The 24,673-nt window shown below is 71.6% G+C and carries 26 protein-coding genes; 13 read left to right on the top strand and 13 right to left on the bottom strand.

Annotation, left to right across the window (positions count from 1 at the left end; translation table 11 throughout):
* Nucleotides 1–108 precede the first annotated feature (108 nt).
* Complete coding sequence (locus ACZ4Z3_RS15965; protein WP_468501552.1) at nt 109–1,620, top strand: LVIVD repeat-containing protein; 1,512 nt, start codon at nt 109–111, stop codon at nt 1,618–1,620.
* A gap of 18 nt (nt 1,621–1,638) precedes the next feature.
* Here ACZ4Z3_RS15965 and ACZ4Z3_RS15960 read toward each other — a convergent pair whose 3' ends face one another.
* The 5 genes from ACZ4Z3_RS15960 to ACZ4Z3_RS15940 form a co-directional block, all read right to left on the bottom strand.
* Nucleotides 1,639–2,289: a TetR/AcrR family transcriptional regulator gene (locus ACZ4Z3_RS15960; RefSeq protein ID WP_468501551.1), complete on the bottom strand. Its 651-nt coding sequence runs from the start codon at nt 2,287–2,289 to the stop codon at nt 1,639–1,641.
* Nucleotides 2,290–2,481: 192 nt separating this feature from the next.
* Nucleotides 2,482–3,180 carry an HAD family hydrolase gene (locus ACZ4Z3_RS15955; protein ID WP_468501550.1) on the bottom strand — a complete coding sequence of 233 codons (699 nt, stop codon included), beginning with the start codon at nt 3,178–3,180 and terminating at the stop codon, nt 2,482–2,484.
* A 32-nt stretch (nt 3,181–3,212) separates the two neighbouring features.
* Nucleotides 3,213–3,896, bottom strand: coding sequence for a phosphatase PAP2 family protein (locus ACZ4Z3_RS15950; RefSeq protein WP_468501549.1), 684 nt, complete (start codon nt 3,894–3,896; stop codon nt 3,213–3,215).
* Nucleotides 3,897–4,030: 134 nt separating this feature from the next.
* Complete coding sequence (locus ACZ4Z3_RS15945) at nt 4,031–4,972, bottom strand: M56 family metallopeptidase (RefSeq protein WP_468501548.1); 942 nt, start codon at nt 4,970–4,972, stop codon at nt 4,031–4,033.
* 75 nt (nt 4,973–5,047) lie between these two features.
* Nucleotides 5,048–5,620, bottom strand: a complete 573-nt coding sequence (locus tag ACZ4Z3_RS15940; protein ID WP_468501547.1) for a DUF5134 domain-containing protein — start codon at nt 5,618–5,620, stop codon at nt 5,048–5,050.
* 266 nt (nt 5,621–5,886) lie between these two features.
* Here ACZ4Z3_RS15940 and ACZ4Z3_RS15935 point away from each other — a divergent pair, with 266 nt between their 5' ends.
* On the top strand, nt 5,887–6,435 hold the full coding sequence (locus tag ACZ4Z3_RS15935; protein WP_468501546.1) for a MarR family winged helix-turn-helix transcriptional regulator: 549 nt from the start codon (nt 5,887–5,889) through the stop codon (nt 6,433–6,435).
* A 36-nt stretch (nt 6,436–6,471) separates the two neighbouring features.
* On the opposite strand, the gene ACZ4Z3_RS15930 is transcribed toward ACZ4Z3_RS15935, so the two are convergent.
* Nucleotides 6,472–7,236, bottom strand: a complete 765-nt coding sequence (locus ACZ4Z3_RS15930) for a VOC family protein (protein WP_468501545.1) — start codon at nt 7,234–7,236, stop codon at nt 6,472–6,474.
* A gap of 187 nt (nt 7,237–7,423) precedes the next feature.
* On the bottom strand, nt 7,424–7,816 hold the full coding sequence (locus ACZ4Z3_RS15925) for a VOC family protein (RefSeq protein ID WP_055541605.1): 393 nt from the start codon (nt 7,814–7,816) through the stop codon (nt 7,424–7,426).
* A 74-nt stretch (nt 7,817–7,890) separates the two neighbouring features.
* Here ACZ4Z3_RS15925 and ACZ4Z3_RS15920 point away from each other — a divergent pair, with 74 nt between their 5' ends.
* Nucleotides 7,891–8,442: a GNAT family N-acetyltransferase gene (locus ACZ4Z3_RS15920; protein ID WP_468501544.1), complete on the top strand. Its 552-nt coding sequence runs from the start codon at nt 7,891–7,893 to the stop codon at nt 8,440–8,442.
* Here ACZ4Z3_RS15920 and ACZ4Z3_RS15915 read toward each other — a convergent pair.
* Entirely contained in the window at nt 8,432–9,115 is a 684-nt protein-coding gene (locus ACZ4Z3_RS15915; protein WP_123544799.1) for a glycerophosphodiester phosphodiesterase, read from the bottom strand. The genes ACZ4Z3_RS15920 and ACZ4Z3_RS15915 overlap by 11 nt on opposite strands.
* A gap of 410 nt (nt 9,116–9,525) precedes the next feature.
* On the opposite strand from ACZ4Z3_RS15915, the gene ACZ4Z3_RS15910 reads away from it, so the two are divergent.
* From ACZ4Z3_RS15910 to ACZ4Z3_RS15895, 4 genes are all read left to right on the top strand, one after another.
* On the top strand, nt 9,526–10,923 hold the full coding sequence (locus ACZ4Z3_RS15910) for a DUF6421 family protein (protein ID WP_468501543.1): 1,398 nt from the start codon (nt 9,526–9,528) through the stop codon (nt 10,921–10,923).
* A gap of 47 nt (nt 10,924–10,970) precedes the next feature.
* Nucleotides 10,971–11,723 (top strand): SDR family NAD(P)-dependent oxidoreductase, encoded by a 753-nt coding sequence (locus tag ACZ4Z3_RS15905; RefSeq protein WP_468501542.1) that lies wholly within the window; start codon nt 10,971–10,973, stop codon nt 11,721–11,723.
* Complete coding sequence (locus ACZ4Z3_RS15900; protein WP_468501541.1) at nt 11,720–12,790, top strand: threonine aldolase family protein; 1,071 nt, start codon at nt 11,720–11,722, stop codon at nt 12,788–12,790. The genes ACZ4Z3_RS15905 and ACZ4Z3_RS15900 overlap by 4 nt, the downstream gene beginning before the upstream one ends.
* A 96-nt stretch (nt 12,791–12,886) precedes the next feature.
* A complete protein-coding gene (locus ACZ4Z3_RS15895; protein WP_468501540.1) occupies nt 12,887–13,480 on the top strand; it encodes a transglutaminase-like domain-containing protein in 594 nt (197 codons plus the stop codon).
* A 9-nt stretch (nt 13,481–13,489) separates the two neighbouring features.
* Here the strand turns inward: ACZ4Z3_RS15895 and ACZ4Z3_RS15890 are convergent, their stop codons facing one another.
* Both ACZ4Z3_RS15890 and ACZ4Z3_RS15885 read right to left on the bottom strand, forming a co-directional pair.
* Nucleotides 13,490–14,218 carry a lysophospholipid acyltransferase family protein gene (locus ACZ4Z3_RS15890; protein WP_055541347.1) on the bottom strand — a complete coding sequence of 243 codons (729 nt, stop codon included), beginning with the start codon at nt 14,216–14,218 and terminating at the stop codon, nt 13,490–13,492.
* A gap of 185 nt (nt 14,219–14,403) precedes the next feature.
* Nucleotides 14,404–14,820: a DUF4395 domain-containing protein gene (locus tag ACZ4Z3_RS15885; RefSeq protein ID WP_468501539.1), complete on the bottom strand. Its 417-nt coding sequence runs from the start codon at nt 14,818–14,820 to the stop codon at nt 14,404–14,406.
* 75 nt (nt 14,821–14,895) lie between these two features.
* On the opposite strand from ACZ4Z3_RS15885, the gene ACZ4Z3_RS15880 reads away from it, so the two are divergent.
* The 4 genes from ACZ4Z3_RS15880 (at nt 14,896) to ACZ4Z3_RS15865 (ending at nt 18,112) form a co-directional block, all read left to right on the top strand.
* Complete coding sequence (locus tag ACZ4Z3_RS15880) at nt 14,896–15,309, top strand: TlpA family protein disulfide reductase (protein WP_468501538.1); 414 nt, start codon at nt 14,896–14,898, stop codon at nt 15,307–15,309.
* Between the two features lie 205 nt (nt 15,310–15,514).
* Entirely contained in the window at nt 15,515–16,024 is a 510-nt protein-coding gene (locus ACZ4Z3_RS15875; RefSeq protein WP_468501537.1) for a flavin reductase family protein, read from the top strand.
* A gap of 244 nt (nt 16,025–16,268) precedes the next feature.
* Nucleotides 16,269–17,054 carry an electron transfer flavoprotein subunit beta/FixA family protein gene (locus ACZ4Z3_RS15870; RefSeq protein WP_099969189.1) on the top strand — a complete coding sequence of 262 codons (786 nt, stop codon included), beginning with the start codon at nt 16,269–16,271 and terminating at the stop codon, nt 17,052–17,054.
* A gap of 95 nt (nt 17,055–17,149) precedes the next feature.
* Nucleotides 17,150–18,112: an electron transfer flavoprotein subunit alpha/FixB family protein gene (locus tag ACZ4Z3_RS15865; protein ID WP_468501536.1), complete on the top strand. Its 963-nt coding sequence runs from the start codon at nt 17,150–17,152 to the stop codon at nt 18,110–18,112.
* 55 nt (nt 18,113–18,167) lie between these two features.
* Here ACZ4Z3_RS15865 and ACZ4Z3_RS15860 read toward each other — a convergent pair whose 3' ends face one another.
* Entirely contained in the window at nt 18,168–19,073 is a 906-nt protein-coding gene (locus ACZ4Z3_RS15860) for an endonuclease/exonuclease/phosphatase family protein (protein ID WP_468501535.1), read from the bottom strand.
* Between the two features lie 188 nt (nt 19,074–19,261).
* Between ACZ4Z3_RS15860 and ACZ4Z3_RS15855 the strand changes: the two genes are divergently transcribed.
* Both ACZ4Z3_RS15855 and ACZ4Z3_RS15850 read left to right on the top strand, forming a co-directional pair.
* Nucleotides 19,262–20,566, top strand: a complete 1,305-nt coding sequence (locus ACZ4Z3_RS15855) for a DUF6986 family protein (RefSeq protein ID WP_468501534.1) — start codon at nt 19,262–19,264, stop codon at nt 20,564–20,566.
* 115 nt (nt 20,567–20,681) lie between these two features.
* Nucleotides 20,682–22,529 carry a serine/threonine-protein kinase gene (locus ACZ4Z3_RS15850; RefSeq protein WP_468501533.1) on the top strand — a complete coding sequence of 616 codons (1,848 nt, stop codon included), beginning with the start codon at nt 20,682–20,684 and terminating at the stop codon, nt 22,527–22,529.
* Here the strand turns inward: ACZ4Z3_RS15850 and ACZ4Z3_RS15845 are convergent.
* Both ACZ4Z3_RS15845 and ACZ4Z3_RS15840 read right to left on the bottom strand, forming a co-directional pair.
* Entirely contained in the window at nt 22,475–23,311 is an 837-nt protein-coding gene (locus ACZ4Z3_RS15845; protein ID WP_468501532.1) for a hypothetical protein, read from the bottom strand. The genes ACZ4Z3_RS15850 and ACZ4Z3_RS15845 overlap by 55 nt on opposite strands.
* Before the next feature lie 3 nt (nt 23,312–23,314).
* Nucleotides 23,315–24,364, bottom strand: coding sequence for a LacI family DNA-binding transcriptional regulator (locus tag ACZ4Z3_RS15840; RefSeq protein WP_468501531.1), 1,050 nt, complete (start codon nt 24,362–24,364; stop codon nt 23,315–23,317).
* Between the last annotated feature and the right edge of the window lie 309 nt (nt 24,365–24,673).

The raw sequence follows: 24,673 nt of genomic DNA, 5'->3' as shown, positions 1-24,673 counted from the left end.
ATTTGTTCGTTACAAATACATGGCCGCCTGTTGATCTGTGCATGCTGAAGACGATACTTCGGAGGTGCCTGAACCGTTCGACTGCGAACGGCTACGAGGGAGGACACAGTGACCCTGTTGAACAACCTTCGGACGCGCCGCAGACGGCTGGGGGTGGCCGCCACGGCGGCCGGACTCCTGGCCGCGCTGTTGACGGCCGGTCCGGCGGCGGCGACTCCCGACCCGGGGGACGCGCCCACCGTGCGCGAGAAGGTCTCCAAGAGCGACGCGGCCGAGGCGCGCGAGGCGATCGCCGCCGGTGAGATACCCGGCAAGGACGAGATCGTCCACTCCGCCAACATCGAGCACCTGACCAACATCCCGAAGGAGGCGCTGCCGGGCACCAACTCCGACCTCGCCTTCCAGGGGAAGTACGCGTTCGCCGGCAACTACGACGGCTTCCGCATCTTCGACATCAGCAACCCCAGGGCCCCGAAGACGGTCGCCCAGGTCCTCTGCCCGGGCTCCCAGAACGACATCTCCGTCTCCGGGAACCTGCTCTTCCTGTCCACGGACTCCTCGCGCAGCGACAGCTCCTGCAACAGCACCACGCAGCCCGCGAGCGAGAAGTCCTCGTGGGAGGGCATGAAGATCTTCGACATCAGCGACAAGACGAACCCGAAGTACGTCGCCGCCGTCGAGACCGCCTGCGGCTCGCACACCCACACGCTGCTGCCGAAGCGGAAGAACGTCTACATCTACGTCTCGTCGTACTCGCCGAACGCGGCGTTCCCCGACTGCCAGCCGCCGCACGACGGCATCTCGGTCATCAAGGTGCCGCGCTGGGCGCCCGAGAAGGCGGCCGTGGTGGGCTTCCCCGTCCTCTTCCCCGGTGAGGGCCCGGACGGCGGCGGCAACCCGGGTGGGCCCACCAACCCCGGCGTCTCCAAGACCACCGGCTGCCACGACATCACGGTGCTGCCGTCGAAGGACCTCGCGGCCGGCGCGTGCATGGGTGACGGCATCCTGTTCTCCATCGAGGACCCGGAGAACCCGAAGATCATCGACCAGGTCCAGGACAACGTGAACTTCGCGTTCTGGCACTCGGCGACCTTCAACCAGAAGGCCAACAAGGTCGTCTTCACCGATGAGTTGGGCGGCGGCGGCGCGGCCACCTGCAACGAGGCGATCGGCCCGAACCGCGGCGCCGACGGCATCTACGACATCGTCGGCAGGGGCGACCACCGCAAGCTCGTCTTCAAGAGCTACTACAAGATCCCCCGCCACCAGGCGAACACCGAGAACTGCGTCGCCCACAACGGCTCGCTGATCCCGGTCCTGGGCAAGGACATCATGGTCCAGGCCTGGTACCAGGGTGGTGTGTCCGTCTGGGACTTCACCGACTCCGCCAACCCCAAGGAGATCGCCTACTTCGAGCGCGGGCCCATCTCCACGGACACACTGGTCGGCGGCGGTGCCTGGTCGGCGTACTACTACAACGGCTACATCTACTCGAACGACATGGTCAAGGGATTCGACGTCCTGAAGATCGACGACCGGCGCACGAACCCCGCCCGCTGGGTCCACCAGCGTGAGCTGAACGTGCAGACGCAGCCGGACTACTTCGACTTCGGCTGGTAGGACGCCGGGCCGACACCGTCAGGTGGCGAAGAAACGCGACAGATCCCTGTCGTACGTCCCGCCGGTCCCCTCGGGGGCCGGCGGGACACCCGACTCCCAGTCGAGTCCGTAGCGCCGAAAGAGCTCCGCGCGCAGGGTGGTGACCGGCAGCGGCGCGTTCGGCAGCACCAGCGCGTACACGGCACCCATCAACAGGGCTCGCAGCAGCGGGTAGTCGGCCTCCGGGTCCGCGGAGCCGTGCCGGGTCACCGTGTCCCGCAGCAGCTCGCCCAGCCGCCGCTGCTCGGCGCACTGCACGAATCCCTCCGGGGCCTGGAGCAGCCCCGCCATGTGCTGACGCATCAGCACGGGCCGCTCCACGGCCAGCCGCAGGATCGCGTCGACCGCCCGCGCCATCCGCTCCCGCCCGTCGTCGCTGCGCGGCTCGCCCTCCAGCGCCTCCTCCAGCGTCCGGTGCATCAACCGGTGCACCGCCGACTGGACCAACTGGCGCTTGCCGGGGAAGTAGTACGACACCAGGCCCCGTGCCGATCCCGCGCGGTCCGCGATGTCCCCGAGCGTCGTGGCCTCGTAGCCCCGCTCGTCCACCAACTCGACGGCGGCCTGCAGCAGTCGCTCCCGGGAACGCCGACGCAACTCTTCGTTGACCGAGGCGCTGCGCGGGGACATCCTGTAACTCCTGCGTTGGCTGGCTGCCAGCCAACTATACTCAGCGCTCCCGGGCGGCGACCCTGTGTGTCCTTCCCGGCCGCTGTCCGTCCCGGGCCGCACGGGGGACGGTCCGGGACGGACGACGGGTCGCCGGCGAGGGCGACCCGGACGCCGTGACCCGCCCGACGGACCCCGTGAGCGGACGGTGTCTCAGTCCACCAGCCCCAGCACCGGGCGCAGTCCGTCCGGTCGGCTGTCCGCGGGCAGATGGTCCACGAAGTGCACCGCGCAGCCCAGGGCCGCCGCGCCGCCGTCGGCCCGCCGGTCGTCACCGACCATCAGCGTGTCCCGCGCGTCGACGCCGAGCGCCTCGCAGGCGAGCGTGAACAGCCGCGGATCCGGCTTCTGGACACCGTGCTCGTACGACAGCACATACGTGCCCACGTACGGGTCGAGACCGTGCGCGCGGAACACCGGTCGCAGATCCCAGCCGATGTTGCTCACCACGCCGACGGCCACCCCTCGCCCCCGCAGGCCGGCGAGCACCTCGGCGGCGTCCGGGTACGGGCGCCACGCGGACGGCGTCATATGGCGGTCGTACAGCGCGTCGTGGAGCGCGGGGTCGGGCAGGGACACCCGCCGCGACAGCCCCGTGTAGGCCGCCCGGTGCTGCTCTGCGCTCCGGTCCCGGACCGTCCACAGCTCACCCAGCTCGCCGGTAGGCGGCTCCACGGGGGCGGGCCCGCCGGGCAGCGCGCCGGCCCGCTCCAGCGCCTCGGCGGCCCGCACCACCTCCGGCTCGGGCAGGTGGACACCGGTGTCCGCGAGCACCGCCCGCAGCCAGGACTCGCCGGACTCGATACGGAAGAGGGTCCCGGAGAAGTCGAACAGCACGCCTTTGATCGTCATGGCGGCGATCCTTCGCGGTGGCCCCGACCCGGTCAAGTGCGCCTCGGCGCACCCCACTTCTCGTACGTCAGTACGGCCAGTGCCACGGTCAGCGCGCCCAGCAGCCAGCCGCCCACCACGTCCGACGCCCAGTGCACGCCCAGCCAGATCCTGGTCACACCCACCCCGAGGACCGACACCACGGACACCGCCAGCGCGACCCGTGTGACGACGCGCCCCGCGCCGTACAGATGGAGGAGCCACAGCAGCAGACCGCACACCACGGTGGCCGTCATGGCATGGCCCGACGGGAAGGCGGCGTAGTGGGCGGAGTCCACGGGGTCGGGCCACGCGGGCCGCTCCCGGCCGACGGCTGCCTTCAGGCCCTGCTGGACCGCCGTGCCCACCGCACAGGTGACGGCCAGCCAGATCGCGAGCCACCACTCCCGGTGCCGCCACACCAGCCAGACCGCGGCGGCCGCGCACACGAGGCGCATCGTCACCGGGTCCCACACCCAGTCCGTCAGGACGCGGAAGGTGTGGGTGATCCCGGACTCGGCGACGGCCCATCTGTGGGTGGCGTCCGCGATGCCCTGGTCCAGGGACATCAGCGGCGCCCAGGAGAGCGCGACCAGGACGAGCAGCAGGACGGTGGGCGCCGCGAGGGCCGCGGCGACGCGGACGGTGCGGGTGTGCGGCGGCCGGTGGGGCGGCGCGTCGACGGTGGGGGTGTGCATGCAGCGATCCTCGCCGACCCGTGGGGCGCCGTGCCAACGCCGGGGCGTGAGATCACTGTCACGCGCCGCGACCGGAGCACGAGCCGTGCCTCGCACGTTGTTCTTGGGTTTCCCTTTGTCGGTTCTTTGCCGGGTCACGGTTGACCGAGTGCCCGCAACCCCGGCACGAAAGCCACCAGAACCGGCAGTGCGGGCAGCAGGGCCGCGCACGCGGTCAGCCTCAGCCGGCGCACGGGTGTGAGCCGGTCCGGGGGAGCGAGCAGCCGGTGGACGCGCCGCGGCACATGGTCCTCGGGGGCCGAGCACGGCCCGAACACGCCCCGGTCCTCGTTGAGCCCGACGAGCGCGAGGGCGGTCGTCAGGCGTCCGTGGCGGCGGGAGGCGGTGTCGTCGGCGGCGAGTTCGACCAGGCGGTGCATCTCGTCGCGGAACGCGGCGAACACCGGCACCTTCGGGAAACCGCCCGCCAGCGCCGCCGAGCAGTGCAGCAGCCAGTCGTGCCGGGCCCGCGCGTGCCCCTGCTCGTGTGCGACCACCGCGTCCACCTGCCGCCCCCTCAGCCGGCGCAACGCGGCGGTGGTGATGACCAGTCGGGGCGCCGAGCCGGGCAGCCACCAGGCGTCCGGCCGCTCGCCCTCCACCACCACGAGCCGGTCCGCCCCCGGCTCCTCGCCGGGCAACAGCGGCGCCCGGCGCAGGATCTCCGCCTCCCGCTGCCGTCGTTGCCGCCGGGCCAGCGCGACCTCGCCGACCAGCATCGCCCCGGTCCACACCCCGCCGCACGCGAGCGCGACCGCGGTGACCGCCGCCCACGCACCACCGGTGCCCAGCGCGTACGCCTCGACCACGCCGTGCGGCGCCGGCGCGAACAACGGCCCGCCCACCGCCGTCCAGGCGGCCGCCGCGCTCAGCGCCATCGACAGCGCGCAGCACAGCAGGACGGCCGCCACGACGCACTGCCACACCCACAGCGCGACCACCGGCTCACGGTCCGGCCAGTCCGCCCGGGCCAGCAGTCGCGGAGCGAGGACGGCGGTCAGGGCGCCGAGCAGCAACAACGCCGCGGGGACCATCATGGGCGAAGCCTATGAGCGGGACGGGGCGCGACGACATGGGCCGGGCGGCCCAAGTGACGCAGACCACGCTGTCGATCACACGGTGAGCAGCATGGCGAACATCCCGATGCCCATCGACAGCCGGCAGGCCCGCGCCACCTCGGGCCGGTCGCCCCAGCCGGTCCCGGCCCCCGCCACGCGCCCGGTCCCGCCCCCTGCCCCGCGCCCGCTCCCGGAGACGGCCACCGGCATCAGCCGTACGCCCGCCCACAGCACATAGCCGGCGAAGTACAGCAGGAGCGTCCCGGTCAGCAACGGCGACCCGCTGCCGCCGTGGCCGCCGGGGGCGGCCGCCATCACCACCGCCATGTAGACCATGGCGACGGCACCCACCAGATGGTGCAGATGGTGCGGGCTCGTGCGGGCCGCCCACAGCGCCCGCAGCGCGGCGGCACCGAACACGACGGCGTAGGCCAGCCAGGCCCAGCGCGGGGGCGCGGCCGCCGCGGTGGGTACGGCCATCGCGGCCATGCCGAACCCCATGAGCGCCTCACCGCCCGCCGCCCGGCGCTGCTCCTCGACGGCGCTGCGCATCCGCAGCAGGCAGTACCCGCCGGTCAGCGCGCACAGCGCGACCAGCAGCCAGCCGGGCGAAGCCGGTCCGTGCACCCTGCACCTCCACGCTCGAGGCGTCGAACAGTGATGACCGTGAGGTCGACCAGTCGGTCAGGGCATGCCCCTGCCCGGTGGCGCGCAGACGAGCGCACGGGAGTATCCGGGGGAGCGCGCGGGGTGCATCGACGCGCGGGCTGCGGCTGAGCAGGGGTGCGTCGCCCCGCCGTCGGAGCGGGTGACCGCGTCCGGCGGGCCGGACGCCGTACGCTCACGGCGACGGCACGACAGCACGGATTCCACGCTTCGGAGGGCGCACCGGCATGACGGCAGGCAACGGGCGGACGGCGGCGGGGAGCGGCGCGGCTCTCGGGGACACGGTCGCCAAGGTGGTGCGTCAGTGGCAGACCGTGCATCCCGGTCTCGACACCGGCCCCATGGAGATCATCGGCCGGGTGAACCGCTGCGCCGCCCTCCTCCAGCAGGCGGAGGACGCGCCGCTGCGCCGCGCCGGGCTCACCCGCCCCGAGTTCGACGTCCTCGGCACCCTGCGCCGAACCGGCCACGAACTGACGCCCAGTGAGATCGCCCGCGAGACGTTCGCCTCCGGCGCGGCCGTCACCAAACGCGTCAAGCTGCTCAGCGAGCGCGGGCTGGTGGAGCGGCGCGGCGACGCCCGGGACCGGCGCGTCGCCCATGTCCGGCTCACGGACTCCGGCCGTGACCTCGTGGACAGCGTCCTGCCGGAGCAACTGGCCTACGAGACGCATGTGCTGTCCGGCGTCGGCACCGACGACCGCCGTGAACTGGCCGGTCTGCTGGGGGAGTTGCTGATCCAGCTGGAGGGCCGGCTGGGCCTGCCGCGCAGCTGAGGCCCCGGCGCGGGCACGGCCGACGGCGTCGGGGGCTCAGCGCTCCTCGTCCGCCAGGTGGACGCCGAACATGGCGCCCTGGGGGTCGCGCAGCACGGCGATGCGCGGGCCGTCCTGCACGGTGGTCGGCTCCATGAGGACGGTGCCCCCGGCGTCGACGGCGATCCGGGCGCTGTCGTCGACGTCCTCGACGGCGAAATAGGGCAGCCAGTGCGAGGGCACCTCGTGCGGGAACTTCTCGTCCATGGTGATCATGCCGCCGAAGTCGTCGCCGGTGATGCCCCACTGCGTGTAGTGCTCGGAGGCGTGCACGGTCCACCCGAACACGGTGGTGTAGAAGGTCTCGGCCCCCTCCGGCGCGCGGGTCAGCAGCTCCACCCAGCCGAGGGCGCCGGGCGCGTTGAACAGACCGGCACCGGGGAAGGTGCGGGCCTCCCAGAGCTGGAATGCCGCGCCGCCCGGGTCGAACGCCACCGCGAACCGCCCGATGTCGAAGACGTCCATGGGCCCGAGGACGATCGATCCGCCGGCCGCCCGCACCGACTCGACCGCGGCGTCCGCGTCGGCCACCGCGAACGACACGTTCCACGCCACCGGCTGCGATTCCTGGTACAGCGGCGCGAGGGCGGCGACGGCGGCGTCGCCCAGGTGCGCCACCGTGTACCCGCCGGCCTCCTGGCGCGGGTCGGTCTCCGGGCGCCATCCGAACAGCTCGGTGTAGAACCGTTTGGCCGCCTCCAGATCGCTGGTCCCCAGCTCGGTCCAGCAGGGCCCGCCGGTCACCGGCCTGTCGAGCTTCATGGCGCTCCTCGTGGAAGGGACGGCCCCCACCAGCACGCTATGCCCGCACCCCGGCCCCCGGCCACCGGGGACACCGGCGCCCCGGTGGAGCTGCCGGCGAGAACGGGGGCGGGGCCACGGGGCGGCCAACGGGCCGGCGTCCGGCGGGCGCGCGGAGGGCGTCGCTTGCGGCACGCGGCGGCCCGGCTCAGATGCCGGGCCGGTACCGCAGCGGATGGTCCGCGGGGATCTCCACCAGCACGATCTCCGTACCGTCCGGGTCGGCGATCCACATCTCGATCAGCCCCCACGGCTCCTTCACCGGCGGCCGCCGCACCTCCACCCCGGCCGCCACCAGCTCCTCGTGCGCCGCCGTCACGTCCGCCACCTGGAGCCACAGCTTCAGCGCGGGCGAGGGCGGGGTGTCGCAGCGCCCGGCGACCTCCAGGAAACCGCCGCCGAGGAAGTACACGACACCCCGGTGGTCACCCGTACCGAACTCGCGGTACACGGGAAGCCCCAGCTTCTCGCCGTAGAAGACACGGGAGCGCTCCGGGTCGGTGGGGCGCAGAAGGGTACGGCTGCTCAGTACATGGACCATGCCGTCGGAGCCTAGTGGGCCGAGGACTACCCTTCAGCGTGCCCGCGCCACAGCCAGATCCGTCAGGAGCGCCCATGGACACCGCCCCCGGCCTGACCTTCCGTGATGCCACCGACGCCGACGTGGACGTGCTCGTCGCGTTGATCGAGTCGGCGTACCGGGGGGACTCCAGCCGGGCCGGCTGGACCACGGAGGCGGACATCCTCGACGGGCGGCGCACCGACCCGCAGGGCGTACTGGACGTCATCAAGTCGCCCGACAGCCGGCTGCTCACCGTGGAGCGGGACGGCACGGTCGTCGCCTGCTGCCAGCTCGAACACCGCGGCGACCACGCCTACTTCGGGATGTTCGCGGTGAGCCCGGCGCTCCAGGGCGCCGGCCTCGGCAAGGCGATCATCGCCGAGGCCGAGCGGATCGCGGTCGAGACCTGGGCCGCCGGGGAGATGCACATGACCGTGATCTCCGTGCGGGACGACCTCATCGCCTGGTACGAGCGGCGCGGCTACCGCCGTACGGGACGCATGAGCCCGTTCCCGTACGGCGACGAGCGCTTCGGCATCCCGCTCCGGGACGACCTGCGCTTCGAGCTGCTGGTGAAGGAGCTGGGGCAGCCGGTCACGCCGTGAAGCGACCGGTGCGTTTGATGTCCGGGTAGTCCGTGGTCGCGCCGTCCAGCTGCAGCGCGCGGACCAGCCGCAGATGGTCCTGGGTGTTGACCACCCAGCCGATGATGCGCAGATTCGCCTTGCGGGCGTGCTCGACGACCTCCAGGGTGAGCCGCCGGATGTTCAGGACGAGGGTGGAGGCGCCCACCGCCACCGCCCGGTCCACGACGTCCAGGCCGTACCGGCTGGCGACCAGCGCGGTGCGCACGCCGGGGACGAGCCGGGCGATCTCGGCGACCGCCTCGTCGTGGAAGGAAAGCACCTCGACCCGTCCCACCAGGTCGCGCCGGTGCATGACCTCGGCGAGGGCGCGGGCCGCCGCCGTGTCCTTGATCTCGGCCTGCAGGGGCGCCCGGACGGCGTCGAGCACCTCCTCGAAGGTGGGGATCCGCTCGCCGCGTCCCGCGTCGAGGGCGCGCAGCTCGGCGAGGGTCTTGTCGGCGATGGGGCCGGTGCCGTCGGTCGTCCGGTCCACATCCGCGTCGTGCATGACGACGAGTGCGCCGTCCTTGCTCAGATGCAGATCGAGTTCGATGACGTCGAGGCCCGCGCGATCGGCGGCGACGAAGGAACGCAGGGTGTTCTCCGGTTCGACACCCATGACTCCGCGGTGACCGATGGTGAGGAAGTTCAAGGTGGACTCGCTTCCGTCGACGGCGGCTCGGGCCGCGTGACCGGGAGGGGGCGGCACGCGGCTGGGCCGCAGCGTAGTCGTCCGGCCCCGCGATGCATCCGTACGTGCACAAGCCCTTTCGAGCCATCTCAGGCCGTGTCACGTCGGAGATTCAGGACCGTTTCCTCGCGTGTCCGCGCGAACCGGGTCATCCCTGAGTGGGCGAGTCCGGCGCGCGTTGACCCCGACGACCCCTCCGGCCGGCGGCCTCGCACAAACTGTGACCTGGGACGCGTGTGGCAGGAGATTCAGCGGTTAGGTACTGAGGGTGGCGGGAGAATTTCCGGCTTGGTCAGGTGATCGACCTTGCGGGAGACGAGCTTCCCTACATACGGTGTCCGTACGAAAGGTTCTCCCGTGGAGGATGGGTCATGACGGAAATTCTTGTGCAGGTGGGTACGGAGGGCGCTGTTCCTCCGGTCGGTAGGGTGGTGGAGCACCCGGCCTGGCCCGTGCTCAAGGATGCCGTGGAGCGGATCCGGCCATGGCAGTCCAAGGACGGCTCGATCGACTTCGACGCCGAGGGTGCGCCCGGCGCCGCCGACGCCGATCAGGCCGTACGCGATGTCGTCGGCGCCGTGGAGGAGCTCTCCGCGCTGCTGCCGCACGACGCGGCGTACCACCAGGCGCTCGTCAAGGACCTGCGCCGGTGGGCCGAGGGCGGCTTCGAGGTGCCGGACTTCCTCGACTCGCTGCTGGCCTTCCAGCCGGCCGCCGACCGCCGGGACGGCCTCCAGCACCTGGTCGTCTTCCCGATGTACACGCAGAACGGCAACCCCGACCGCAACCTCGAAGCGGTCGTACTGCGCATGGTCTGGCCCGAGTGGCTGGCCGAACTGGAGCGCACCCGCTACGACAACCCGCTGTTCTGCGGCATCAAGTTCGAGGACTTCACGGCCGGCTACGACACCAACTCCGCCGTCCTCTTCCCCGAGACGATCGCCGTCCGCGAGGCGCCGGAACGATTCTCCTGGGGTGGCATCTTCTGCGACCGCGAGGCTGCCCGCTTCCGCCGGGTGACCGACGCCGCCGTCGACATCCTCGGCCTGGAGCTCCCCGAGGACATCGCCGCGATGGTCCACGACCAGAAGCGCTGCGAGGAGGCCTTCGTCCTGTGGGACATGGTCCACGACCGCACGCACAGCCATGGCGACCTGCCCTTCGACCCCTTCATGATCAAGCAGCGCCAGCCGTTCTGGATGTACGGCCTCGAGGAGCTGCGCTGCGACCTCACCGCCTTCAAGGAGGCCGTGAAGCTGGAGTCCGACGGGGTGCCGCAGGCCCGTGACGTGCAGTACGCCGTGCTGTTCGACCGGATGTTCCGCTTCCCGGTCACCGGTGAGCGCGTGCGCAACTACGACGGCCTCGGCGGCCAGCTCCTCTTCGCCTACCTGCACAAGCACGACGTCGTCCGCTGGACCGACAACAAGCTGTTCATCGACTGGCAGCGCGCCCCGCAGGTCACCAACGAGCTGTGCGCCGAGATCGAGAAGCTCTACCGCGACGGCATCGACCGCCCGAAGCTCGTCCACTGGTTCGCCGGCTACGAGCTCGTCTCCACCTACCTCGCACCCCACCCCGGCTCCCGCTGGGCCAAGGGTCCCGACGCCCTGGACCTGACGCAGCCGCCGCGCAAGCTCGTCGACGACGTGCTTCCGGACGAGTTTCCGCTCAGCATGTTCTATGAGGCGCTCGCCAAGAAGCTCAAGAACGTGATCGCCTCCACCAAGGGCATCACCGCGGCGAACGCCGAGCGGGCCGCCGCGTGAGCGCCCGATCCGCAGAGGTCACAGTGGCTGCTCAGGAGGCGAAGACCATGGGGAACGGCAACGGAGCACTCAGCGGCGCGGTGATCGCGGTGGCGGGCGCGGGCGGGCCCGCGGGCCGGGCGGCGCTGGCGCGGCTCGCCGAGGCCGGCGCGATCGTCGTCGGCTCCGACAACGACCCGGAGCGCCTCTCGGAGGCGGTGGACGCGGCCCGCTACGCGCACGGCGGCGCCACCGTCGTCGGCGACACGGTCGATCTGCTGGACCTCAAGTCGACCCGCGACTGGGCGCTGCGCGTCGAGAAGGACTTCGGCCGGGTCGACGGCCTCGTCCACCTCGTCGGCGGCTGGCGCGGCAGCGAGACCTTCACCCGGACCAGCCTCGACGACTGGGACTTCCTGGAGATGCTGCTCATCCGCACCGTGCAGCACACCTCCCTCGCCTTCCACGAGGCGCTCCAGCGCAGCGACCGCGGCCGGTACCTCCTGATCAGCGCGGCCGGCGCGAGCAAGCCCACCGCGGGCAACGCCGCCTACGCCTCCGCCAAGGCCGCCGCCGAGGCGTGGACGCTGGCCATGGCGGACTACTTCCGCAAGGCCGGGGGCCCCGAGGGGCCGACGTCCGCGGCTGCCATCCTGGTGGTCAAGGCATTGGTGCACGACGCGATGCGCGCTGACCGCCCCAACGCGAAGTTCGCGGGGTTCACCGACGTCAAGGAGCTGGCCGAGGCCATCGTCGACGTCTGGGAGAAGCCCGCCGCCGAAGTGAACGGGAACCGTCTGTGGCTCACCGAGAAGCCGTGAATCCCCCCAGGACCGACGCACGACGCCATCACGACCCGGAGGTCCGCGGCTTCGCCAGCGACAACTACGCGGGGGTCCACCCCGAGGTGCTCGCCGCCCTGGCCCTGGCCAACGGCGGGCACCAGGTCGCGTACGGCGAGGACGACTACACCGAGAACCTCCAGCGGATCATCCGCAGCCACTTCGGCGCCACCGCCGAGGCGTTCCCGGTCTTCAACGGCACCGGCGCCAACGTCGTCGCGCTCCAGGCGGTCACCGACCGCTGGGGCGCGGTGATCTGTGCCGAGAGCGCCCACATCAACGTCGACGAGGGCGGCGCCCCCGAGCGCATGGGCGGCCTGAAGCTGCTCACCGTGCCCACCCCGGACGGCAAGCTCACCCCCGAGCTGATCGACCGGCAGGCGTACGGCTGGGAGGACGAGCACCGGGCGATGCCGCAGGTCGTGTCGATCACCCAGAGCACGGAACTGGGCACGCTGTACACGCCCGACGAGATCCGCGCGATCTGCGAGCACGCCCACGCGCACGGCATGAAGGTGCACCTGGACGGCTCCCGGATAGCCAACGCGGCCGCCTCGCTGGACGTGCCGATGCGCACCTTCACCGACGCCGTCGGCGTGGACATCCTCTCCCTGGGCGGCACCAAGAACGGTGCGATGTTCGGCGAGGCCGTCGTCGTCATCAACCAGGACGCCGTCCGGCGGATGAAGCATCTGCGGAAGCTGTCCATGCAGCTCGCCTCCAAGATGCGTTTCGTCTCCGTGCAGTTGGAGGCGCTGCTCGCCAAGGACCTGTGGCTGCGCAACGCCCGCCACTCCAACGAGATGGCGCAGCGCCTCGCCGAGGGCGTCCGCGCGGTCCACGGCGTGGAGGTGCTGTATCCGGTCCAGGCCAACGGGGTCTTCGCCCGGCTGCCGCACGACGTGAGCGAGCGTCTGCAGAAGCGCTTCCGCTTCTACTTCTGGGACGAGGCCGCGGGCGTCGTCCGCTGGATGTGCTCCTTCGACACGACCGAGGACGACGTCGACCGGTTCGTGGCGGCGCTGAAGGAGGAGATGGCCCGCTGAGCGGCGCCTTCACTGACGAGACTGAGGCTGCATAGATATACGGTCACCCGAAAATGCATTGACCCTTGGGTGGCCGTATTCCTATGCTCTGCGGGCATGGAGCTGATCCAGGAAAACCCTGACCTGTCCGCCTACTTGGCCGCCGACGACGTCATCGACCACCACCACCCGGTGGTGCGGGAGACCGCCGCGCGGCTGGCCCGTCTATCAGCCGACTCGTATGAGTATGCGCGCGTGGCCTTCGAGTTCGTCCGCGACGCCATCCCGCACTCGGCGGACGCCGGTGACCCGCGCGTCACCTGGCGCGCCTCCGACGTCCTGGAGCGGGGCACCGGGATCTGCTACGCCAAGGCGCACGCGCTGACCGCCCTGCTGCGGGCCGAGGACATCCCGACGGCCCTGTGCTACCAGCGGCTGGCGCACGACGGCGGCGGCGGACACGCCGTGCACGGTCTGGTCGCCGTGCGCCTCGACGGGGGCTGGCACCGGCAGGACCCGCGCGGCAACAAACCGGGCGTGGACGCCCGCTTCTCCCTCGCCGGGGAGCGACTGGCATGGGCCCCCGACCCGGCGGCAGGGGAGTGCGACTACCCGGTCCTCCATACCGCGCCCCACCCCGCCGTCGTAGCAGCGCTCAGAGCCGCGCCCGACCGGACGCGGCTCTGGGAGACGCTCCCCGCGGCGCTGTAGGCCGGGGGGTCAGCGGGCCTCGGCCTCGCGGACCTGCTCCGGGGTCGGGGCCGTGCCGCCGAGGTGGGCCGGCATCCACCAGGTGTCGTCCGGACCCTTGGGGCGCACCGGGTAGGCGCGCTGCGCGGCCTCCAGCAACTCCTGGACACGCTCGCGCAGTTGCCGGGTGATCGCACCGGCGTACTTGTCCTTGGAGGCCTCTATGGCCTCGCCGACCCGGATGGTGATCGGGGTGTGGCTGCGCTTGAAGTTGCGCGGGTGACCCTTGGTCCACAGTCGCTGCGTGCCCCACACCGCCATCGGGATCAGCGGGACACCGGCCTCCTGAGCCAGCCGGGCGGCACCCGACTTGAAGCTCTTGAGGGTGAACGACTGCGAGATCGTGGCCTCGGGGAACACCCCGACGATCTCCCCGGAACGCAGCGAGTCCAGCGCGTGCGCGTAGGCCGCCTCGCCCTGCGTACGGTCCACCGGGATGTGCCGCATGTTGCGCATCAGCGGGCCGGAGATCTTGTGCCGGAACACCGACTCCTTGGCCATGAAGCGCACCAGCCGCTTCTGCGGCAGCGCGGCCAGGCCGTCGAAGATGAAGTCCAGATAGCTGATGTGATTGCTCACCAGTACGGCGCCGCCCGAGCGCGGGATGTTCTCCGACCCCTTGCAGTCGATCTTCAGGTCCCAGGCCTTGAACAGGGTGAGGGCGAGACCGATCGCGGGACGGTAGACAAGCTCTGCCATGGACGGAGTGGACCCTTCTCTCTGCCAGGGAAGGGGCTCCCGGCGGAAAAGTTACGCAGCCGTAGGTTTACGGCATGTCGCAGATCGTGCCCCAAGAACGCACGAGTAGCCAGCCCTGGTGCCGGTGAAGTGCGAGATTCTCGTCACGTCGGCCCACTCGGCCCCTCCCGGACCTTCTCCTGTCCTCATCCGGCGCGTACCGTCACCCGGCGGACGAGCAGATACATCTCGCAGCCCAGGCAGTACCCGAACACCGCGTTGAGGAAGGCCGCCGCGAGCGCCGCCCCCGTCGCCGCGAGCCCCAGCCACTCGGGGCCCAGTGTGAAACCGGCCAGCCCCACCAGCGCGAACACCAGCCCTACGGTCTGGGCGAACCGCGGCGGCCGGGGCGACTCGAACTCCGTCGGCGGCCCGAGCCGCGGCCGCACCACTTTGCGGAAGACCCAGCCGTACGGCGAACGACCCACCCCGCCCACCGCGCCCAGCGCGAAGGCGAACGTCTGCCAGGCCAGCGGCCAGGCGCTGCCACTGATCAGCGCGGCGGCCAGCACGACCGCCGTCACGGCCGCACCGAAGCGCGGTCCCCTCACATCGATGTCCATGCGTCAAGCATTCCGCAGGCCAATCTCTTCGGGGGGCCGGGAATCTTTGCAGTCTCATGAACGCTGAAGCACCCTGTGACCGGACTGGTGGTGTGCGTTCTGGTGCTTGCCGCGGCGAGCGCCTACGGAGTGCTGCAACGGCGGCGGAGCGGGAGAGTCGGAGTGCGTGTGCGGGACGGCGGGAAGCGGCTCGACGCCGCCGAGTTGGGGGAGGCGCTCGGCGAACGGGCCACGCTCGTCCAGTTCTCCAGCGCCTTCTGCGCGCCCTGCCGGGCCACCCGTAGGGTGCTCGCCGAGGTCACCGCGATGGTCCCGGGCGTCGTCCATGTGGAGATCGACGCCGAGCAACACCTCGACCTGGTCCGCCGGCTCGACATCCTGAAGACCCCGACCGTGTTCGTCCTCGACGCGGACGGCCGAATCGTACGGCGTGCCGCCGGGCAGCCGCGCAAGGCGGATGTGATCGCCGCGCTCGGCGAAGCCGTGTGAGGGGAGTGGCCCGTGACCTGCCTCCCGGATGACGGGACGCGCTTGACTGTACGCGTCACGTATCGTCAATCTGACGGCATGCCCCGGGAACTCCTCCTCTTCGAGCGTGTCCATGTGGACCTGGTCCGCACGGCGAGTTCGCGCTGTCCGGGCTGTTGAGCAGCCACGGACCCCGCTCGTCGACCCCACCCGAAGGACATCACCCATGACGGCCACCTCCGGCCTCGGTTCCCCCCGGCTCGCCTCCCCCGACCTCCTGCGCTCCGTGTTCCGGCGGCACGCCGCCGGAGTCGCCGTGATCACCGCCCAGGGCCTCACGGGCCCGGTCGGCTTCACCGCCACCTCCCTCACCTCGGTCTCCGCCGAGCCCCCGCTGCTCTCCTTCGGTATCGGCACCGGCGCCTCCAGCTGGCCCGCGATCGCCGAGGCGGAGTACGTGGGCGTGCACATACTCGGCGAGCACCAGCAGGAGCTGGCCGCCACCTTCGCCCGCAGCGGCGCCGACCGGTTCGGAGCGCCCACCGAATGGCGTAGCGGCCCGGAAGGGGTTCCCGTCCTCGACGACGTACTCGCCTGGCTGGTGTGCCGGGTGGTGGCCCGCGTCCCGGCGGGCGACCACCGGATCGTCCTCGCCGAGGTCGTCCTCGGCGACCCTTCCGGGGCGGGGCGGCCGCTGCTCTACCACCAGGGACGCTTCAGCGGCCTGCGCGACTGATCCGCGCGGGCGAACGGGGGCGCGAGGTTTCCCACCCGATTCCGGGCCGATTACGCAGGGTTGCCTACCTCACAGTTCAAAGCGCTTGCTTAGCGGGGATGAGATGCGGGACGGTAGGCGTCGTACTGGCGAGTAATATTCCGACCGGAGCGCAGGTCGCCCCGATCGGGATCGGCCGCTTCAGGCGCCTATGCTGCCTCCATAGCAGGCAGCCCAGAAATGACGATGCAGTAGGAGAGCCGGCGTGAGCTTGAGGATCGTTGTCACTGTGAAGTACGTGCCCGACGCCACTGGCGACCGGCACTTCGCCGATGACCTGACCGTCGACCGTGACGACGTGGACGGTCTGCTCTCCGAGCTGGACGAGTACGCCGTCGAGCAGGCGCTGCAGATCGCCGAGGACGCCGACGACGCCGAGATCACCGTGCTGACCGTGGGCCCCGAGGACGCCAAGGACGCGCTGCGCAAGGCGCTGTCGATGGGTGCGGACAAGGCGATCCACGTCGAGGACGACGACCTGCACGGCACCGACGCCATCGGCACCTCCCTGGTGCTGGCCAAGGCGATCGAGAAGGCCGGCTACGACCTGGTGATCTCCGGCATGGCCTCCACCGACGGCACCATGGGCGTCGTCCCGGCCCTGCTGGCCGAGCGTCTGGGCGTGCCGCAGGTGACCCTGCTGTCCGAGGTGTCCGTTGAGGACGGCGTGGTCAAGGGCCGCCGTGACGGCGACGCGGCCTCGGAGCAGCTGGAGGCTTCCCTGCCGGCCGTGGTCTCCGTGACCGACCAGTCGGGTGAGGCCCGTTACCCGTCGTTCAAGGGCATCATGGCGGCGAAGAAGAAGCCGGTTCAGTCCTGGGACCTGTCCGACCTCGACCTGGAGGCCGAGGAGGTCGGCCTGGAGGGCGCCTGGACGGCCGTCGACTCCGCGGCCGAGCGTCCCGCGCGCACCGCCGGCACGATCGTGAAGGACGAGGGCGAGGGCGGCAAGCAGCTCGCTGAGTTCCTCGCGGGCCAGAAGTTCATCTAAGGCCCCCGCGGCCCGGTCCGGCCCCCTGCGGCCAGGCCGAGCCCAACTCCCTTACGCCCCTCAGACTTCGTAATTCCGCTAGGAGAACCGTTCCCATGGCTGAAGTTCTCGTCTACGTCGACCACGTGGACGGTGCCGTCCGCAAGCCCACCCTGGAGCTGCTGACCCTGGCCCGCCGTGTCGGTGAGCCCGTCGCGGTCGCGCTGGGCAACGGCGCCGCCGACACCGCCGCCGCGCTCGCCGAGCACGGCGCGGTCAAGGTCCTCACGCACGACGCCGCCGAGTACGCCGACTACCTGGTCGTCCCGAAGGTCGACGCCCTCCAGGCCGCCGTCGCCGCCGTCTCCCCGGCCGCCGTGCTGGTCCCCTCCTCCGCCGAGGGCAAGGAGATCGCCGCCCGTCTCGCGCTGCGCATCGGCTCGGGCATCATCACCGACGCCGTCGACCTGGAGGCCTCCGACGAGGGTCCGGTCGCGACGCAGTCGGTGTTCGCCGCCTCCTTCACCACCAAGTCCCGTGTCTCCAAGGGCACCCCGGTCATCACGGTCAAGCCGAACTCGGCCGCTGTGGAGGCCGCCCCGGCCGCCGGCGCCGTCGAGGCGCTGGACGTCACCTTCTCCGCGCAGGCCACCGGCACCAAGGTCACCGGCCGCACCCCGCGTGAGTCGACCGGGCGTCCGGAGCTGACCGAGGCCGCGATCGTGGTCTCCGGTGGCCGCGGCGTCAACGGCGCGGAGAACTTCGCGCTGATCGAGTCCCTTGCCGACTCCCTCGGCGCGGCCGTCGGCGCCTCGCGTGCCGCGGTGGACGCCGGCTGGTACCCGCACACCAACCAGGTCGGCCAGACCGGCAAGTCCGTCTCGCCGCAGCTGTACATCGCCTCCGGCATCTCCGGCGCGATCCAGCACCGTGCCGGTATGCAGACCTCGAAGACCATCGTCGCGATCAACAAGGACGCCGAGGCCCCGATCTTCGACCTCGTCGACTACGGCGTCGTCGGCGACCTCTTCGACGTCGTCCCGCAGCTCACCGAGGAGATCAAGGCCCGCAAGGGCTGAGCCTCCCGGCGCTGAAGGCCCCCGCGACCGTACGAACGGTCGCGGGGGCCTTCGCTCATCTCAGAGTCAGTGAGGCCTGCACCGGCAGATGGTCGCTCGGATACAGCCCGTCCATGGAGAAGGTGTTCATCGCGGCCCAGTTGCAGGTCACGCCGGGCGAGGTGAGGATCCAGTCGATCCGCCGGCCGCCCGGTCTGAGTCCCCGGTAGCCGTGGTAGGTGCCGTACGCCTCGCTGCGCGAGCCCGCCGCGTCCCAGGCGTCCACGAGTCCGATGTCCAGCATCCGGTCGTACACCCGGTTGTCGTGGGCGGCCGCGTTGAAGTCACCGGTGACGACGACCGGCAGCGACCGGTCCCATCCGGCGATCGTCTTGCCGATGAGCCCGACGGACCGCTCGCGGGCGTACTGGCTGACACTGTCCAGATGGGTGTTCAGGGCGTAGAACTCCCGCCCCCCGTCGGCGAGATCGGCGAAGCGGACCCAGGTCACCATGCGCAACCAGTCAGCGCCCCAGGTATTGGACGCGATCGTGTACGGGGTGTCCGACAGCCAGAAGTGGTCGAACTCGATCGGCTCCAGTCGACGGGTGTCGTAGAAGATCGCCATGAACTCGTCCTTGCTACCGCCCCCACGACCGGTGCCGATCCAGTCGTAATGCCCGCCGAGATCCTTCTCGATCATGCGCAGCTGCTGGTAGAGGCCCTCCTGGGTGCCGATGAGGTGGGGCCGCTCGCGGCGCAGCAACGCCCGCATCACCGGGCGGCGGACCGTCCAGCGGGGCGTCTCGTCGACGACGGTCGCGAAGCGCACATTGAACGTCATGACGTTCAGGGCGCCCGCGTACTCGCCGGCGGCGGCGGGCTGCGTGGAGCCCGCCGTGGTGAGCAATGGTGCGGCGATGGCGGCCACCGCCGCGGACTTGAGTCCTTGGCGGCGTGTCACTCCGGCCTCGTTCGGCACGCGATCTCCTCCCCTTGGGAGTCAGGATGAAGCTTGCCGAATGAATACGGAAGAAGGCGGTGGGATAGCGGTGACCAGGGGGAAGCATGGGGAATCCCACGCCGGGACGGTGTTGACCCGGGTCAAGATGCCCGATTAGCTTCGTCATGCGGAGCGTTGATTCCGTAAAGCGGAATTCGGAGGTTGGAATGGGGCAGGGTCGACAGGAGAACGTGGCGACGAGTCTCGCGGGCGCAGTCAGTAAGGAGATCAGCGCCTCCCTCGCCCCCGTCGACGCGGAACTGGAGCGCCGCTACCCCGGCGACCCCGGCACCCGCCAGCCGGTGCACACCGTCTACGTCCCCGGCGACGCGTTCGCCGCCGACACCCTCCGCACCTGGGGCGACCGGGCTCTCGCCGCGCTCGACGCGCACGCCCCCGACGCCACGTCCCTCGCCGCCGTCCTCGGCCTCCCCGGCCACCTCGCCGCCCCCGTGTACGACCGTGTCCGCGCCAAGCTGGAACGCGAACCGATCGAGGACCTCCGCGTCGACTTCGAGGACGGCTACGGGCCGCGCCCCGACGCCGAGGAGGACGAGGCCGCCGCCCGCGCCGCCCGGCTGATCGCGGAGGCGTACGCGAACGGCACGGCCGCCCCGTACATGGGCATCCGCATGAAGTGCATGGAGGCACCGGTGCGCGACCGGGGCATCCGCACCCTCGACATCTTCCTCACCGGCCTGCTGGAGGCCGGCGGCCTGCCCGACGGGCTCGTCCTGACTCTGCCCAAGGTGACGTACCCCGAGCAGGTCACCGCGATGGTCCGCCTGCTGGAGGCGTTCGAGAAGGCGCGCGGTCTCGCGCCCGGCCGGATCGGCTTCGAGATCCAGATCGAAACCAGCCAGGCCATCCTCGCCGCCGACGGCACCGCCACCGTCGCCCGCATGATCGGCGCCGCCGAGGGCCGCGCCACCGGACTGCACTACGGCACCTTCGACTACAGCGCCTGCCTCGGGGTCTCCGCCGCCCACCAGGCCAGCGACCACCCCGCCGCCGACCACGCCAAGGCGATCATGCAGGTCGCCGCTGCGGGCACCGGCGTCCGCGTCTCGGACGGTTCGACGAACGTCCTCCCGGTCGGTCCGACCGAACAGGTCCACGACGCCTGGCGCCTCCACTACGGCCTCACCCGCCGCGCCCTGGCCCGCGCCTACTACCAGGGCTGGGACATGCACCCCGGCCACATCCCGACCCGCTACGCGGCCGTCTTCGCCTTCTACCGCGAGGGTTACGAACAGGCCGCCGCCCGCCTGTCCCGCTACGCCAACCGCGCCGGCGGCGACGTCATGGACGAGCCCGCCACCGCCAAGGCCCTCAGCGGCTATCTGCTGCGCGGCCTCGACTGCGGCGCCCTCGACATCGACGAGGTGTCCGGGGCGACCGGACTGACCCGCGCCGACCTGGAGGGCTTCGCCACGCCCCGCAGGGCGGACCTGACTGTTTCCGGCCATTGATTCCGGCCGGTCGTGTAGCGGTCCTGTGACAGCGGTCGCCGCTGGTCCGAGGCGTCCCCGCAGCACCGTAGGCTGTACGCCCACTCATTGACGTGTTCAGAGGAACGGGGCACTGGTGTCTTCGGGGGCGAACGAACAGGCGGACGGCGTCGGACGGCTCCTCGCCGGGCGGTACCGGATCGTGCGGCAGCTCGGACGCGGTGGGATGGGCGTCGTCTGGCGGGCCGTGGACGAGGTGCTCCACCGCGAGGTCGCCCTCAAGGAGCTACGCACCTACACGGACGCCGACGCGCCCGAACTGGCCGATCTGGGGCTGCGGATGCAGCGCGAGGCCAGGGCCGCCGCCCGTATCCGGCACCCCGGGGTCGTCGCCGTGCACGACGTCGCCGAGGTCGACGGCCGCCCGCTGATCGTGATGGAGCTGGTCGACGGTCCCTCCCTGGACGACGTCCTGCGCGACCGGGGCCTGCTCGACCCGCGCGAGGCGGCCGCCATCGGCGCCAAGGTGATGGACGCGCTGGCCGCCGCCCACCAGGTCGGCGTGCTCCACCGCGACGTGAAGCCCGGCAACATCCTTCTGGACCGTTCCGGCCGGGTCGTCCTCACCGACTTCGGCATCGCCACCATGGAGGACCCGAACGACGGCTCCGCCACGCATCTGACCCGCAGCGGCGAACTCGTCGGCTCCCTCGACTACCTGGCCCCCGAGCGTGCCCAGGGCAACGACCCCGGCCCCGCCTCCGACGTCTGGGCGCTCGGCGCCACCCTCTACGCGGCCGTCGAGGGCACCTCCCCGTTCCGCCGTACGTCCACCTGGTCGACGCTGACCGCGATCGTGGCCGAACCGCTCCCGGAGCCCCGGCGCTCCGGCCCCCTCGCGCCGGTTCTGCTCCAGCTGATGGACAAGCGCCCCGAGCACCGCCCCGACGCGTCCCGCGCACGGGAACTGCTGGAGGCGGTGGCCTCCGGCACCGCGTCCGCCCCACCGACTCCGGGCGCCACGGGCCCGACGGCACCGCGCGGACAGGAGACCGAGCGGAGCGTGCCCTCGGTGCCCCCGGGCTTCGGCCCGCCCACGGCGGGCGCTGGCGGCGGCTTCGGTCCTGCGGGTGCGGGTGGGGTTGACGGTCCCGGTGCCGGCGCCGGTTTCGGGCCGCCGCAGCCGATCCCGGGGTCCGGGACCGGGGCGTCCCCGTCGGTCGACGGCACCGGCTCCGGCGCACAGCCCCAGGTCCCCGCCTCGGGTGCCGTCACCACCGTGTCCACTCCCGGCACCCCCCGGCGCCGCAAGGGGCGCGCCCTGCTCGCCGCGGTGGCCGTCTTCGTGGTCCTCGCCGCCACCGGGGCCACGGTCGCCCTGGTGAACGGCGACGACGACTCCGGGACGGGCGCCCGGCCCGCGCCCACCGACTCGACCGGCGCCACGCCGTCCAAGGGCGCCGCCCGGGACGCGGTCGACGTCTCGGACGACTCCGAGGACAAGAAGAAGGACGACGAGAAGGCGGACCCGAGCGAGAAGCCCAAGGAGGACGACGGCAAGGAGACCGAGCCGTCCCCCTCCCCCTCGAAGGACGGCACCGGCGGCACGACGGGCGGGGGTACGGGCGGCTCGGACACCTCGGGCGGCTCCACCGGCGGCGCCACGACCGGGGGGACCACCGGAGGCGGTGCCACCGAGGAGCCGGTCTGCCACGCGATCGGCGGCGGCAGGTACAACTGCACCGTGTGGACCACCGCCAAGTCCTACGACGCCGCCGGCACCGAGGTCGGCGTCCTCAAGGCCGGCACCAACTACTTCTACTGCCAGCAGAACACGGGCCGCCGCGAGACCTCCGGCCGCTGGACCAACGTCTGGTGGGCCAAGACCGACGACGACAGCGGCAACCGCGACGTCTTCGTCAGCGTCGTCTACGTCAAGGGCGGCGACAACGACGCCGCGGTGCCCGGCCTCCCGGTCTGCTGAGGGTCCGTCGGCCGCCGTGACCGGGGATGCGGCCGTACGTACGGCTCTAGGCCCGAAGCGGTCGTCCACCTCTTCTCCGCGAACAGCTGCCGCCCCCGGGCGCACAGGGCGCGGTCGCCGCGCGCCCGGGCGCAGAACTCGTCGGGCGTCGTGCCGAACAGCTCACGCAACTCGGCCGACCCCGCGAGGAGTTCGGTGAGCAGCGGGCGCTGCCGGCCGGGGTGCGGGCGCGGGCCGGAGCCGCCGTCGCGCAGGACGCCCCACCGGTTGACGTAGATCCAGGCGGTGTCCAGGGCGTCGCCCGACTCCAGCTCGACACGGAAGTCGGCGGCGGGCAGGGCGGCCCGATGGAAGTTCCCCGTCGGCGAGTCGGCGCCCTCGCTGGTGTCGATCGCGGCGAGCTGCGCCTCGTCGAGCCAGGTGATGAACAGGTCGCGGGTCGCACCGGGGGAGCGGAACGGCGACGCGGACAGATAGCCGAGCAGGCTCACATGGGCGGAGACACCGATCCCGATGCCCGTCACCCTGGCCCTGACCATCGGGACCCGGCACTCCACACCGTGCTCCGCCATCTTGTGCACGAGCTGCGCGGGGCAGGCGTTGGAGCCGATCGAGAGCACGGGGACACGGTCCTCGAAGCGCAGCCTGTCCAGGGGCAGCATGCGGTTGCCGTCCAGGAGCGCGGACTCCTCAGGCCAGGCGCCCGGATAGCTCAGCGGGTCCTCGCGGGGCGCCACGTCAAGGCCGAGCGCCTCCAGCGTACGGGGGTCGGGGGGTGCCAAGGCTCAGTCCTCGGGCGGCAGTTCGCCCGAGCCGCGGGCGATCAGCCGGGTCGGGAGCTCGATGCGCTCCGGGGCGAGCAGGGAACCGTCCAGCTGCTGGAACAGCCGTTCGGCGGCGGTCCGGCCCATCCCGGCGGGGTCCTGGGAGATCACCGTGATGCCCGGCTGGAGCAGATCGGCCAGCTCGAAGTCGTCGAAACCGACGAGGGCGACCCGGCGGGCGTGCTCGGCGAGGACCCGTACGACCGTCACCGTCACGCGGTTGTTGCCCGCGAAGACCGCCGTCACCGGGGCCGGGCCGGACAGCATCTCCTCGGCCGCCCTGCGCACCCGCTCGGGGTCGGTGACCCCCAGGGACATCCAGGTGTCCTCGACCGGTATGCCCGCGTCCTCCATGGCCGCCCGGTAGCCGCGCAGTCGCTCGGCGGCCGTGTGGATGCGCGGCATGTCGCCGATGAACCCGATGCGGCGGTGCCCGTGCGCGATGAGGTGGGTTACACCGTCACGGGCGCCGCCGAAGCTGTCCGACAGCACGACGTCGGCGTCGATCCGCCCGGCGGGCCGGTCCACGAACACCGTGGCGACGCCCGCCCTGATCTCGGGCTCCAGATAGCGGTGGTCGTCACCGGCCGGGATGATCACCAGCCCGTCGACGCGGCGCGCGCACAGCGCCAGCGCCAACTCCTGCTCCCGGTCCGGGTCCTCGGCGCTCGAACCGTTGATGAGGAGCGAGCCGTGCGCGCGCGACACCTCTTCCACCGCCCGGCTGAGGGGGCCGTAGAACGGGTCGGCGAGGTCCTCAAGGACGAGGCCGATGCTCGCCGTGCGGCCCTTGCGCAGCACTCGCGCGCTGTCGTTGCGCCGGAAGCCGAGCGCGTCGATCGCCTCCTGCACCCGGCGCTCGGTGTCCGGGGTGACGCCCGGCTCGCCGTTCACCACCCGTGAGACGGTCTTCAGGCCCACGCCGGCCCGGGCGGCGACGTCCTTCATCGTCGGACGGTTTCCGTACCGGTTCTCCGGTCTGCGGGCGATGCTGCGGGCGGTCTCGGGCACTCTGCGCTGTCCTGTCCTGTCGTCCCCGTGCGTGGCCGGTGGTGCCGTGTCCCGCGGTCCACGCTGTCGTCGTGGCCATGGGTCCCGCGGTGCTCAGGTCCGGTCGGTTCGCACCGGTCGGTGGTCACCGTTCTCGCGGTCCTGGTCGTCGGCGTCGGGCACCGGCTGCGCTGTCCTGAGGTGGTGTCGGTGGTCATGAGTCCGCGGCCCTCGACTCTCGTCGGTGGTCACCCGAGGCGCGGTCCGCGGTGTCATGGGTGGTGCGTGTGTCGGATTTGTGCGGCTGTTGAGGATGTGCGGTCGAGCATA

The organism is Streptomyces sp. NPDC030296 (assembly GCF_055572815.1).
Note: the sequence above shows the minus strand (reverse complement) of the source record. Positions and strands in the feature narration are given on the sequence as shown.